This window comes from Ensifer sp. ENS06, assembly GCF_014852205.1.
GTDB classification, from domain to species: domain Bacteria; phylum Pseudomonadota; class Alphaproteobacteria; order Rhizobiales; family Rhizobiaceae; genus Ensifer; species Ensifer adhaerens.
In genome coordinates this window covers 22982-35234 of record NZ_JACVBC010000019.1, presented here as the reverse complement: position 1 = coordinate 35234, position 12253 = coordinate 22982, and the positions used below count along the sequence as shown (strand labels likewise).

Annotated in this window: 12 protein-coding genes and 2 pseudogenes; 9 read left to right on the top strand and 5 right to left on the bottom strand. The window is 57.8% G+C overall.

Features of this window, described 5'->3' with window-relative positions:
* Nucleotides 1–6: 6 nt before the first annotated feature.
* The 8 genes and pseudogenes from IB279_RS33990 (at nucleotide 7) to IB279_RS33955 (ending at nucleotide 8788) form a co-directional block, all read left to right on the top strand.
* A complete protein-coding gene (locus tag IB279_RS33990; protein ID WP_192340707.1) occupies nucleotides 7–2463 on the top strand; it encodes a conjugal transfer protein TrbE in 2457 nt (818 codons plus the stop codon).
* A complete protein-coding gene (trbJ, locus tag IB279_RS33985) occupies nucleotides 2435–3238 on the top strand; it encodes a P-type conjugative transfer protein TrbJ (protein ID WP_192340706.1) in 804 nt (267 codons plus the stop codon). The genes IB279_RS33990 and trbJ overlap by 29 nt, the downstream gene beginning before the upstream one ends.
* Before the next feature lie 88 nt (nucleotides 3239–3326).
* Entirely contained in the window at nucleotides 3327–4502 is a 1176-nt protein-coding gene (gene trbL / locus IB279_RS33980; protein WP_375292972.1) for a P-type conjugative transfer protein TrbL, read from the top strand.
* Between the two features lie 17 nt (nucleotides 4503–4519).
* A pseudogene (locus IB279_RS33975) lies at nucleotides 4520–5181 on the top strand (conjugal transfer protein TrbF).
* 17 nt (nucleotides 5182–5198) lie between these two features.
* A complete protein-coding gene (gene trbG, locus IB279_RS33970) occupies nucleotides 5199–6011 on the top strand; it encodes a P-type conjugative transfer protein TrbG (protein WP_192340705.1) in 813 nt (270 codons plus the stop codon).
* A 3-nt stretch (nucleotides 6012–6014) separates the two neighbouring features.
* The gene (gene trbH / locus IB279_RS33965) at nucleotides 6015–6452 is read left to right on the top strand and encodes a conjugal transfer protein TrbH (RefSeq protein ID WP_192340702.1); all 438 of its coding nucleotides are present in this window, start codon (nucleotides 6015–6017) and stop codon (nucleotides 6450–6452) included.
* A gap of 11 nt (nucleotides 6453–6463) precedes the next feature.
* The gene (gene trbI, locus IB279_RS33960) at nucleotides 6464–7759 is read left to right on the top strand and encodes an IncP-type conjugal transfer protein TrbI (RefSeq protein ID WP_192340700.1); all 1296 of its coding nucleotides are present in this window, start codon (nucleotides 6464–6466) and stop codon (nucleotides 7757–7759) included.
* A gap of 324 nt (nucleotides 7760–8083) precedes the next feature.
* The gene (locus tag IB279_RS33955; RefSeq protein WP_192340698.1) at nucleotides 8084–8788 is read left to right on the top strand and encodes an autoinducer binding domain-containing protein; all 705 of its coding nucleotides are present in this window, start codon (nucleotides 8084–8086) and stop codon (nucleotides 8786–8788) included.
* On the opposite strand, the gene IB279_RS33950 is transcribed toward IB279_RS33955, so the two are convergent.
* Nucleotides 8780–9100, bottom strand: coding sequence for a transcriptional repressor TraM (locus IB279_RS33950; RefSeq protein WP_192340696.1), 321 nt, complete (start codon nucleotides 9098–9100; stop codon nucleotides 8780–8782). The two genes, IB279_RS33955 and IB279_RS33950, sit on opposite strands and share 9 nt — an antisense overlap.
* A 196-nt stretch (nucleotides 9101–9296) precedes the next feature.
* Here IB279_RS33950 and IB279_RS33945 point away from each other — a divergent pair, with 196 nt between their 5' ends.
* On the top strand, nucleotides 9297–9509 hold the full coding sequence (locus IB279_RS33945) for a helix-turn-helix domain-containing protein (protein WP_192340694.1): 213 nt from the start codon (nucleotides 9297–9299) through the stop codon (nucleotides 9507–9509).
* 76 nt (nucleotides 9510–9585) lie between these two features.
* Here IB279_RS33945 and IB279_RS33940 read toward each other — a convergent pair whose 3' ends face one another.
* From IB279_RS33940 to IB279_RS37505, 4 genes and pseudogenes are all read right to left on the bottom strand, one after another.
* Nucleotides 9586–10200, bottom strand: a complete 615-nt coding sequence (locus IB279_RS33940) for a TraH family protein (protein WP_192340692.1) — start codon at nucleotides 10198–10200, stop codon at nucleotides 9586–9588.
* Between the two features lie 16 nt (nucleotides 10201–10216).
* The gene (locus IB279_RS33935; protein ID WP_192340690.1) at nucleotides 10217–11380 is read right to left on the bottom strand and encodes a conjugal transfer protein TraB; all 1164 of its coding nucleotides are present in this window, start codon (nucleotides 11378–11380) and stop codon (nucleotides 10217–10219) included.
* Complete coding sequence (gene traF / locus IB279_RS33930) at nucleotides 11370–11906, bottom strand: conjugative transfer signal peptidase TraF (RefSeq protein ID WP_246802227.1); 537 nt, start codon at nucleotides 11904–11906, stop codon at nucleotides 11370–11372. Before traF ends, IB279_RS33935 begins: the two co-directional genes overlap by 11 nt.
* Before the next feature lie 26 nt (nucleotides 11907–11932).
* Nucleotides 11933–12147 (bottom strand): annotated as a pseudogene (locus tag IB279_RS37505) (conjugal transfer protein traA); the annotation flags it as partial.
* Nucleotides 12148–12253 lie beyond the last annotated feature (106 nt).

Genomic DNA, 12253 nt, shown 5'->3' with positions numbered 1-12253 from the left:
GCGGCGGTGGTAGCTCTCAAACGCTTCAGGGCCAAAGGCCCATCCTTCGCCGACCTCGTTCCGTATGCCGGTGTCATCGACAACGGCGTGGTCCTGCTGAAGGACGGGAGTCTGATGGCAGGTTGGTACTTTGCAGGCCCAGATTGCGAAAGTGCGACTGACCTCGAGCGCAACGAGTTGTCGAGACAGATCAATGCGGTCTTGTCGCGGCTGGGAAGCGGCTGGATGATTCAGGTTGAGGCCATCCGCATCCCGACGGTCGACTATCCGTCGGAAGATCGCTGTCACTTTCCTGATCCGGTCACGCGCGCGATAGATGCCGAGCGCCGGGCGCATTTCGCGCGAGAACAGGGGCATTTCGAGAGCAGACATGCGCTGATCCTTACCCATCGCCCACTGGAGGCCAGGAAGTCCGCACTCAGCAAATACATCTACTCTGATGAAGAGAGCCGGAAAAAATCTTACGCGGACACAGCGCTTTTCTTCTTCGGGAACGCCATCCGCGAGGTCGAGCAGTATCTCGCAAACACGCTTTCGATCAGGCGAATGGAAACCCGCAAAACGATCGAGAGGGGAGGGGAGCGCTTTGCCCATTATGACGAGCTTCTTCAGTTCGTCCGCTTCTGCATCTCCGGAGAAAGCCACCCGATCCGGCTACCGGATGTTCCGATGTTTCTCGATTGGATCGCAACAGCCGAGCTTGAGCATGGACTGACACCGAAGGTTGAAAGCCGCTTCGTGGGGGTTGTTGCGATCGATGGGCTGCCGGCCGAAAGCTGGCCGGGAATCTTGAACAGCCTTGACCTGATGCCACTCACCTATCGCTGGTCATCCCGCTTCATCTTTCTCGATGCCGAAGAAGCCAGAGGGAAGCTCGAACGTACGCGCAAGAAATGGCAACAGAAGGTCCGGCCGTTTTTTGACCAGCTGTTTCAGACGCAAAGCCGATCTGTAGATCAGGATGCCATCACGATGGTCGCGGAGACTGAGGACGCGATCGCACAAGCCTCGTCACAATTGGTTGCCTACGGCTACTACACGCCGGTCGTCGTGCTGTTCGATAACGATCGAGACGCACTGCAGGAGAAGGCGGAAGCAATCCGCCGTTTGATCCAAGCGGAAGGTTTCGGGGCGAGGATCGAAACACTCAATGCCACCGACGCCTTTCTTGGTAGCCTGCCGGGCAACTGGTATTGCAATATCCGGGAACCGCTAATCAACACCAACAATCTCGCTGACCTTGTCCCTTTGAATTCCCTGTGGTCCGGAACCCCGGTTGCACCTTGCCCGTTTTATCCACCCAACTCTCCACCGCTTGCACAGGTCGCAAGCGGTTCTACGCCATTTCGATTGAATCTGCACGTCGACGACGTCGGCCACACCTTGATTTTCGGACCAACAGGATCTGGCAAGTCGACATTGCTTGCCCTCATTGCCGCGCAGTTCCGCCGTTATGAGCACGCCCAGATTTTCGCATTTGACAAAGGCAATTCGCTCCTGCCGCTCACTCTGGCCGTAGGTGGTGACCACTATGAGATCGGGGGCGACATCGCAGAAGCGAGGAGCGCTCTGGCGTTCTACCCGCTTTCCGAACTCGAAAGTGACGCGGACCGGGCGTGGGCGACAGAGTGGATAGAGATGCTGGTTGCTTTGCAAGGCGTCACGATCACCCCCGATCACCGAAACGCGATTTCCCGTCAGATTGGCCTGTTGGCCCGCGCGCCAGGGCGCTCGCTGTCGGATTTCGTCAGCGGAGTTCAAATGCGTGAGATAAAGGATGCGCTGCATCACTATACAGTCGACGGACCGATGGGCCAGTTGCTTGATGCCGAGCAGGACGGCCTGTCGCTGGGCGCGTTCCAGACGTTCGAGCTCGAGCAACTCATGAACATGGGCGAGCGCAATGTTGTGCCCGTCCTGACCTATCTGTTCCACCGGATCGAGAAGCGCCTGGATGGGTCGCCTAGTCTGATCGTGCTCGACGAGGCCTGGCTGATGCTTGGCCATCCCGTTTTCCGCAGCAAAATTCGAGAATGGTTGAAGGTGTTGCGCAAGGCAAATTGCGCTGTCGTTCTCGCCACTCAATCGATCTCGGATGCCGAGCGCTCCGGGATTGTTGACGTGCTGAAGGAATCCTGTCCAACCAAGATTTGCCTCCCAAATGGTGCTGCGCGTGCGCCAGGGGCCCGGGAGTTCTATGAGAGGATCGGCTTTAACGAGAGGCAGATCGAGATCGTCGCAGCCGCAGTCTCCAAGCGAGAATACTACGTCGCGACGCCCGAGGGACGGCGCCTCTTTGACATGACGCTCGGCCCTGTCGCCCTTAGCTTCGTGGGCGCATCAAAAAAGGAGGACCTCAAGCGCATTCGCACCCTTCAATCCGAACATGGCCGCAACTGGCCCCTCCATTGGCTGCAATCAAGAGGAATTCACAATGCCGCATCGCTGCTCAAAAACGAGTAAATGGATTGCCGGTTTGGGGCTCACAGCTGTTTCGATCGGGGCAGCGGCGCCGGCCGATGCCGGCACGGCCACCGGTGCTGCAACGGAATGGACGCAAGTTCTCAACAACGGGCAGCTCATCTCTCTGGTCGGAAAGTCCGGTGAGCAGATTCAAAACCAAATCACACAAATCAACCAGCTCACCCATCAGATCCAGAATCAACTGAAGATCTACGAGAACATGCTGCAGAATACTGCCCAGCTTCCAAACCACATCTGGGGACGGGTGCAGAGCGACCTCAATCAACTCCGAAACGTCGTCAAGCACGGGCGGAGCATGTCATTTTCAATGGGGAATGCGGACGATGTGCTCCAGCAACGCTTCAAGAGTTATGCTGACCTAAAAAGCAATCTTCCGAATGCCGAGACCTTCTCCTCGACATATCAAACATGGTCGGACACCAACCGTGATACGATCGCCAGCACGCTCAAGGCCGCAAGCCTCACGGCCGATCAATTCGATAGCGAAGAAGGCGCGATGAAATCACTCCGCGGCATGTCGGAGTCCGCCGATGGCCAGATGAAGGCCTTGCAGGTTGGGCATCAGATTGCCGCCCAACAAGTCGCCCAGATGCAGAAGCTGCGAGGCCTCGTCTCGCAGCAGATGACCATGATGGGCACATGGCTGCAAACAGAGCAAACCGACAAGGACTTGGCGCAGGCGCGGCGGGAGAAGTTCTTCAGCGCCACTGCGCCCTCCACATCGGGCGGCCAGAGGATGGGAATCGAGTGGTGAGAACGGAAACCACCCTGATTGCCACCGCCGCAGTATTGTCGGTCGTAAGCGCGGGCCAGAAGGTGACGCCAGAATGGTGAGGAGCCCAATGTCGCCTCAGCAGTTGCGCGCCGCGATGCTGTTCGCCGTCATCATCGCTGTTGGGGCCCAACCAGCCCTCGCACAGGAAGGTTCGGTCCTGACCTCTCTGCAGAATCAGGTCACCACAGCCGCAAAGGGGTGGGAATCGACGGTTATGAACGCCGCCAGATCGCTCTTCTGGATTCTGGCGACGATCGAAATCGGCATCGCGGCAGTGTGGTTGGCGCTGCAAGCTGCTTCTCTTGACAGTTGGTTCGCCGAACTCGTGCGACGGATCATGTTCATTGGCTTCTTCGCCTTCGTTCTGGCCCAGGGGCCAGCTTTCGCCAAGGCGGTGGTAGACAGCCTCTTCCAGCTGGGCGCAGAAGGCGGCACGGCTTCTCCAGCTGATGTCTTCAATGCGGGCTTGGCTGTTGCGACCAAAATGTCGGAGAAAATTCGGTTCGGCCTCTTTGAAGACAACGCGCTCGCAATCTCCGCCGCGTTCGCGATGGTCGTCACCGTGATCGCCTTTTCCCTGGTTGCCGCTATTTTTGTCTCCGTCATGGTCGAAATGTATATCGGACTCCTCGCCGGCATGATCATGTTAGGCCTCGGCGGTTCGTCCTACACGAAGGATTTCGCAGTCCGGTATCTGGTCTACGCTTTTTCGGTCGGGATGAAGCTCATGGCGCTCGTCATGATTTCTCGCATCGGCTCCGAAGTGCTGATCGGACTCGCCAACCAGCCGGATATCGGCGGCCAGTTCCAGACCGCACTGGCGATTGCTGGCATTGCCGTCGTCGTCTTTATCATCGCCATGTACGTTCCCAACATAATGCAGGGCGTCGTTCAGGGCGCATCCATCTCCGGTGGAATGGAAACGATCCGCCACGGCGGGCAAGCGGCGTCTTTCGCGGCCGGGGCTGGTTTTCTCGCCGTCGGCGCTGCCAACGCCGGTTTCGCCGCCGCACAAGCTGCCCGCGCCGCGGGTTCATCGCTCGGAGGTGCCGCTCTTCGCGGCATAGGTACGGGCGTCAGTACCGGTGCGCAAGCGGCTGGCTCGGCGGCAAAGGAAAAGGCAATCGGCTCTCCGGGCGCTTATGCCGGATCAATCCTCGGACTGGCCAACGCCAAGCTTGATAAACAGCACAGCGGTCACAGCGGGCCGAAGCCCTCTCCCGAACGCAACAACAAACCGTAGTTAGAAAGGGAGGGATGATGGCCACGAACCGCGCGCCAGAAAACCCGTATCTTGCCGCTCGCCAGGAATGGACTGAACGCTATGGCTCCTATGTACAGGCTGCGGCCGCATGGCGCATCGTTGGCACTATCGGCCTTTCCATGGCCGTAATCGGTTTCAGCTACGCTTTGTATCTCAGCACTCAGGTCAAGCTGGTACCCTACATTGTCGAAGTCGATAAGCTCGGTACGTCGGTTGCGATCGGCTTTCCAGAACAGATCGAATATGCCGATGCCCGTGTCGTGCGCGCGACGCTCGGCAATTTCGTCACCAGCTTCCGTTCGATCACGCCCGACGCAGTGGTTCAAAAGCAGTATATCGATCGGACCTACGCGCATTTGCGAACCTCCGATCCGTCCACCGAAAAGGTCAACGCCTGGTTCCGTGGCAATTCGCCATTCGAGAAGGCAAAATCGGCAACGGTCGCCATCGAGGTCAACAACATCGTGGCACTCTCGAACCAGACTTCCAGATCGATTGGACAGAATACGAGCGAGATCGAAAGGGCAAGGAGACCGGCACGCGACGGTTCCGCGGGATCGCAACAGTGGCGCTCACCGCCCCGCAAGACGAGGCGATTATCCGCCTCAATCCGATCGGTCTCTATGTCGAGGATTTCGACTGGACGGCACAGCTTTGAGGGCAGGGGACTTTTCAATGAACAAAACAGCATTGATCGCAGCTGCCAGTTGCATGGCCGAACTTGTTTTCGTCGCCAATGCGCAGGCCCAAACTATGACAACGAACGAGGTAAAGGGAACGAACATTTCCAGGAAGTGGCGCGGGACGCCCGGGCTGGTCGCGATAGGGCCGGACGGCAAGGTGGTTTTCCTGTTCGGCGAAACTCAGCCGTCCGTCGTCTGCTCACCGCTGCAGGTCTGCGACATCGAGCTTCAGGGCGGCGAGATGGTCCGCGACGTGCTCGTCGGTGACACAGTTCGGTGGAAAGTGGAGCCCGCAACCTCGGGCGCAACGGGCGGGCAGGCAATCCATCTGATCGTCAAACCGTCCGAGCCAGGCCTTCTCACTTCGATGGTCGTTACAACCTCAAGGCGAACCTATCACATCCAACTCAAGTCGCATCCCAACCAATATATGGCGCGAGTTGGTTTCGAATACCCGGAGGACGTGTCGACGAAGCTCGACGACATCAAAACCGGTCTCGAAACGAGCGGCATTCCAGGTAACGCGCCGGACAAGCTGAACTTCTCCTATTCGATTAGCGGCGGCGCATCGTGGAAGCCGAAACGGGTCTATTCGGACGGGGTGAAAACCTATCTGCAATTCCCGAAGTCGGTCTCCAGCCAGGACGCCCCTGTACTCTTCATCGTGTCTGGTGGCCAAAACCGCATCGTCAACTACCGGATGAAGAAAGACATGATGATCGTCGACTATGCGGTGGATAAGGCGATCCTTGTTTCCGGGGTGGGTTGGCGGCAGCAGAAAATTACGATCCGGCGGGGACGCTAAAGGATGCGAAAATTTCCAGCGCTTTTGATCCCGACTGCTTTGCTCTGCGGTTGCCAAACGGTCGAGAATACACTGACCACCAGCCCCGCTCTAGTGACGGTCACTGGTCCGACCGCAAGCGCCATCGCCGGCGACATGGCAAGCCGGCTGGTCGAGCACATCGGCCAGGCCGGTGCCACGACGATCAAGATGGAAAGGGATGGCTCGGAGTTCGCGACCGCCCTTGAAGCGGCCCTGGAGGGGTGGGGCTATCGGGTGGTTACGGACGGGAGGGTCACCAAGAACATCAAGCCATTCAAGCTTGCCTATTCAATCGATGGCGCTGACGGACAGGTGCTAGTGCGGCTTTCGACCCCTACCATCGCCCTTGGCCGGGCTTATAGGCCGACAGCAGCGGGCGCTATCCCGGCTAGTCCGCTTTCGATCATGCAGCACAACTGACGGAGGAGAATATGGTCCAGTCGCTCCAACTCGGCGCGTCCAGCCGGACCGACGATCAAAAGGGCATGCGCCGCCTTAATCGCCTGCCGATCATCTTTGCCATCATAGTTGTCGTGCTGTTTCTCGGCGTGGTCGTACTTGGCTTGTCATTGCGCGGGCTCTCTTTCAACCGAAGCAACGACATCGAAAGCACATCCAAGACACCAGCGACAAGTTTCGGCGATCAGCTGAAGCGGAGTATATCGGATGGAATTATCGGCGAGCCCGTTGAGCGCGAGACTTTCCAGCCCGCACCTGTCGTCGAGAATAACATCGAGAGGCAAGAGCCAGTTGCAGAGCACGGACCCACGGAACAGCAGGGCCGGCGACCCAGTTTTGAATCCGAAGAGGAGTGGGAAGCTCGCCTTAAGCGGGAGCAGGATGAAGAATATCTGCGCGAGGCCCAGCGCCAACGAATGGCTCGCCTCCAGGCCCGAGCGACAGCGTTCGATTCGCCGCTAAAGGTCGACATATCCGCCGCCGAGCGGTTGGCAGATACGAACACGAGCCGTCAGACAGCAACTGGTACGTCTAATGGTGCATCAGATCTGTATGCTGCCGCCTTGAAATCCGGCCTTATGGGCCAGAACGTCGATCCGAACGGCCAGGCATTGAAGGAGGGCTTTTTTTCTCAGGATATCAAAGATTTCGGCTACCTCCCGAACCGGGTCGTGCCGCAGATATCACCCTATGAATTGAAGCGCGGTTCGGTCATCCCCGCCACCCTGATCACGGGGCTGAATTCCGACCTGCCAGGCCGGATTATCGCCCAAGTGAGTCAGAATGTATACGACAGCGCAACTGGCTACCGCCTCCTCATCCCACAAGGTGCAAAGCTGTTCGGTCGCTACGATTCCAAGGTGTCCTTCGGTCAGGAACGTGTCCTCGTCGTGTGGACTGACCTCATATTCCCCAATGGGTCTACTCTGCAGGTCGGCGGTATGGCGGGCACGGACGCCGAAGGATATGGAGGCTTCCGGGATCGGGTCGACCGTCATCTTTGGAGGACCTTCGGATCCGCAGCGCTGGTGGCAATCATCGGAACCGGCATTGACATGTCGTTGCCCGAGAGTCAGTCACTCGCGACGCAAGATACCGCCTCGGACGCCGCGCGTCGGAGTTTTGCAGAAAGCTTCGGTCGCGTCGCGGAGCAAACGATCTCGAAAAATCTAAACGTTCAGCCAACAATTCGCATTCGCCAAGGCTACAAGTTCAACGTCCTGGTTGATCAGGACATAATCTTCCCTTCAACCTATCGCGACCACTAGCCCGCTCAGAAATGGTCATTTCGTGCGCATCGGTAACGCCGCTCGATGCCGCGACAATCAATTTGACGCTGGAATCTCGCCTCCAGAATCTTTCATATCGAGAGGTCTTGAATACTCGATAGAGGTGAGTAGACCTATGGTCTGCAACGACCGTGAATATCCTTCGCTGAGAATGCAACTGCATTCTCCTCGGAGACGAAGGGAATACAGAAATCGCATGGTCCCGTGTGACTCCGGCTCGCCGAACGGTGGCACCCCAATAACTCGCGGCACATGAACGGCGGTGGGTCGGAGGCTCGCAGCTGCGCAATAGGAGGAAAGCCAGTGGACAGTGACCTTCGCTCCCTAATCGATATGACGGAAGCTGCGCAAGATGAACGCATGATCAAGAGCGCTTTAAAAAGCTTCGCAAATTCCTTGGGCTTTGAGCGTTTCGCTTATTTGCAAACAGAAGGAGCCGAAGTCCAAACATTCAACTCCTATCCGGAGGAATGGCAGGGCGTTTACCTGCGCAGTCGGTATTCGCGCATAGACCCCGTCGTCACCGAAGCGAAGCGTCGCATGGAGATGTTCTTCTGGTCCGCGGACGAATGGCCGGCTCGCGGTGCGTCCGAACTCAGACACTTTCGAGATCAGGCGATTGAACACGGCATCCGCAGTGGGCTGACGGTTCCGGTCGAAGGAAGTTTCGGCTCGACAATGATGCTGACCTTTGCCTCTTCGGAGAAAAGGGCCCAAAATCCCAAATTGCCGGGTGCGCAAAAAGCGATACAGGCGGTCCTTGCGATCCACTACCGCCTGAAGATTATAGCGGCGACGACGATCGTAGCCCCGAAACGGTTGCTCTCGCCAAGAGAAGCGATGTGCCTCATGTGGGCTGCGAAGGGCAAGAATGCGCCCGAAACGGCTATGCTGACCGGAATCAACCCCAGAACAGTCCAGCACTACCTGGATAGCGCTCGTCGCAAGCTCGAGGCGGCGACCGTTCCACAACTTGTCGCGATCGCTAAAGATTACGGGTTAGTTTGAATGATTGCCATCCCAGGGGACCTCAGGGATGTACCCAAGTGCCTCGATCATTTCCGAGAGTTCTTCCTGCTGGGCTTCGGATTTCGTCTGACACGCGGCATACTCCTGCTGCAAGCTCTCCATAATGTCGCTGGAAACCGACGGGTCGGAAGACGCTCGATTCCACTCCGCATAAACAGCTTCGTCGGCAACAATAAGCCGGCGGTGCTCGCGGATTGCAGATATCGCGAGCGCTTCTAGCTCTGCCTTTTGCATGGAGTGGAAGCGAGATCCGATGGGTTTTGCTTCTTCGTTCGTCTCGGATGAGTTCACGTCATTTGTCTCTCAAAAATACAATCTCCGCGAGCATTACACCACCCTGGCCATAACTGCACGGCTGACTTGCAGAAGATTATACCCTTTATCCCAAGGAAGCCGATGACAGCCTTCGAGATGAATATCACATGCAAAGCGGATTCGGAACTATCGTTCCTGGAACGATCATTCCTATTCAGGTTCCGGTCACGTCATGGATCTCAAGGAGGTCATGGCGATTAATCTGCGTCGGATACGTCATGGCAAGGAACTGACGCAGGAAGAACTTGCCCACCGCTCGGGCCTCAGCGCGCGTTACATCGGCAAAATCGAGCGCGCAGATGTGTCGGCCAGTGTCACTGTTCTCGGCCAGATCGCCAAGGCGCTAGGGGTCGAGCCGGCTGAGCTTTTGACGAAGTCACGCTGACCCAATAAGCTTGGCGCGAACTTAACCAGTTTGTTTGAGCCTGACCGTTGCCGATGCCTGGCCGCATTGCGAAAGATCATTTTCCGCCGATCCGCGAGAGGTCGATCCGCATCTCTGCCGATCCGATGGGCTGTGTTTGCTCGGGGCTTTCGGTTGTCTCGCTCTCCGGACTGGAGTCGCCATTGCCTGCGTCGTCGGTGGGCCGTGCAGCATTTTCCATGTCCATGCCGTTTCCTGGATCTTCTGCCTGAAACACGCCGACCCCCTCAAACTCGCCGGTCTTCCATGCGTAAACAGCATCGTCAAAGATCTGCGGGAAAACGTCTGCGCTAATGGGATTCCCGTACCATTTGGCAACGATCCTCAGTACCTTGGAAAACATTGCGGTACCTTTGCGAAGGTTTTGGCAGGCGTCGATTAGGTCCGTTTTCAAATCCGTCAGTTGTTTTACTCCCACACCGGCGGGAATCTGCGTCAGACCGACACGGACGACCGCCTTGTCAGCATGTTGCCGAATGATCTCAATCGCCTCCTTGGTCGATCTCGCTTTCGACACGAGTATCAATCGCCCACCTGATTTGACTGTGATGGAGAGGGGGTCAGGCGAACCCGCGGCGGCTATGAACTGCTCCACGATGGCGGGCTTGAGCGAGGGATCGGCGCATTCCTTTATCAGGGCCGCATGAAGCATGGTGCCTCCTTGGCGCTCACATGTTGAAGGAAAGAACGAGCGGCTTTGCGAAGAGCCGAGCCCACGCAATGGCAGCAGCACGCTGTATCGCGATGATTGATGTCCTTTCGGTCCACCATCCGTTTCCGACAGCAACGACGAAATTCGGATCGTAGAGCATGGACTGGAGGATGGGCCAAATAATCAGTTGCTCGTAACAGATCAGCGGTGCTGCCCTACTGGCACCGATAGAAACAACCGGGTTCGCAAAAAAGTCCGCCCTGGCACCGCCGACCCTCCCGAACCAGGATCTCCAGGGCTGCCACATCGAGCCGGGAACCGGCATGCGTTCGCGATAGAGGATGCGGCCGCCCTTGCTGTCGATCGCAACGAGCACATTGTCGTAGCCCTCGGGATCGACCACCGCGGCGCCGGCGATGACCGTGGCGTCCGCACTACCCGACGCGCTTTTCCAAACCCGCTCCACGGTCCGTGTCCAAAAACCGAGCGCACTTTCCGGCAGGACGACAAATCGAGCGCCATCCCCAGTTGCGCCGCGTACCGCTGCGATCAAGTCCCGCTGGCGTTGAAGACCGGCTTCGCGGCCGAGTGAAGCTCCCATTTTCAGATCGATGCCGTGCCAGCCTTCCGGTAGTCTCGGATCGGTCCAGACTGCGGCGGACCACAGCCAATGGCATGCCAAAGCTATTGCGACAACAGGCCAAGCGCGGGTCACGAGGCTCGCCAGGCCAGCTGACATGAAGCCAAGTCCCCACCATCCCGATCCCGGGAATAGAATGCCGGCAGCCGTGACAGGATGCGCCCAACCCATGATACCCAAAGGCGGGATTGCCATGATGACAGCCGCAAGGAGATAGCGAAACGGGCGATTGATAGGGTTCGCTGTCCAGAGGATCGAATGAGTTACAACAAAGCCCAAAGACGCGCACAGCCATAGCAACAAGCCCGGCCAGATATCAGACGAATAGAAGGCGGCGACGCCTTGCGGCAACCCACGTGATGCGGACAAGAAGTATCCCGAGGAGACGAATGCGGCTACTGTTCTCGTTCGCGAAATCGACCAAAGGATTGGGAACCCTAGCGCGATAGGGAAAAGCAGCACGTGGCCGCTCCACGCCACCGCGCCCACTAAGATCGAAGAGAGTATCAACAGCATCGGCAGAACGAAATCACGGCGCATAGGTAAATACTTCCTCGGCCAGACCGAGAATGCCGGAAGCGGGCACTGGTCCAAAATATCTGGAATCGTAGGAGCCGACCGATGGGGAATGCAGAAAGACATATCCCCACGGGACGGCGCCGCCCCGAAAGGACGACAGCAGCCGTCCCTTTCCGTCTCTTTGCTCGATCTCCGATGAGGGAATCGCCCGCCCGTCAACTTTGACGTTGGCATCGATCTTGACATGTTGACCGGCGACGGCGGCAACCGCCTTGATGAAAGGCGCAACGCCGCCGGGACAAAGACCTGAGCGCAGATAGCCCCGCGCGCGCCCCTCCCGCATTTCGACCGTTTCCGGTGGGCAGATGAACACCAGATCCTCGACATCCGGAGGGCGATAAAGCGGAACGATGCGCCAGAGGCCCAGTGACCCGCTCGGCGTCAAATTGATGCGGTAACCGCCGTACTGGGCGGTCGCTATGAACAGGATAGCTGCCGCACTCGCCGCCGACAGGGTCGCAATCGCTCTGCTTTGTTGTGTGGTCATCGCTCGCCGCGTTCCAGCCCCAAACGTCATTTCAGTACGAGTCCGTGGCTTCTGGTTTGTCGCAATGTCTGCGCCTGCCTGAGCGCTTCTGTGGTGCGTTCGTGAGCACTGAGTGCTGTGCTATCCTCATGTAGTTCCACGCGGTCTCAACCTTAGCCTTCTGGGCGGTCGTCATGCCTGACGTGACAGTCCCGAAGGTCTTGCCGCTCGCATCTTTCGCAGCGAGTGGGAGGAACGCCCTTATCCATTGCGATCGAATTCAACATGTTCGTCGAGGGGGAGGGGGCCTGCCGGGGCGAAAGCAAGACATAGCGCCAGCGACATCTACTTTGGAAACCGCTCCTTCG

Excerpts from the sequence above, each read along its gene's own strand:
- IB279_RS33945 (WP_192340694.1), top strand. The coding sequence starts at position 9,297 with ATGGATCTCAAGGAGGTCATGGCGATTAATCTGCGTCGGATACGTCAT.
- trbH (WP_192340702.1), top strand. The coding sequence starts at position 6,015 with ATGCGAAAATTTCCAGCGCTTTTGATCCCGACTGCTTTGCTCTGCGGT.
- trbI (WP_192340700.1), top strand. The coding sequence starts at position 6,464 with ATGGTCCAGTCGCTCCAACTCGGCGCGTCCAGCCGGACCGACGATCAA.
- trbJ (WP_192340706.1), top strand. The coding sequence starts at position 2,435 with ATGCCGCATCGCTGCTCAAAAACGAGTAAATGGATTGCCGGTTTGGGG.
- traF (WP_246802227.1), bottom strand. The coding sequence starts at position 11,906 with ATGACCACACAACAAAGCAGAGCGATTGCGACCCTGTCGGCGGCGAGT.
- IB279_RS33940 (WP_192340692.1), bottom strand. The coding sequence starts at position 10,200 with ATGCTTCATGCGGCCCTGATAAAGGAATGCGCCGATCCCTCGCTCAAG.
- trbG (WP_192340705.1), top strand. The coding sequence starts at position 5,199 with ATGAACAAAACAGCATTGATCGCAGCTGCCAGTTGCATGGCCGAACTT.
- trbL (WP_375292972.1), top strand. The coding sequence starts at position 3,327 with ATGTCGCCTCAGCAGTTGCGCGCCGCGATGCTGTTCGCCGTCATCATC.
- IB279_RS33935 (WP_192340690.1), bottom strand. The coding sequence starts at position 11,380 with ATGCGCCGTGATTTCGTTCTGCCGATGCTGTTGATACTCTCTTCGATC.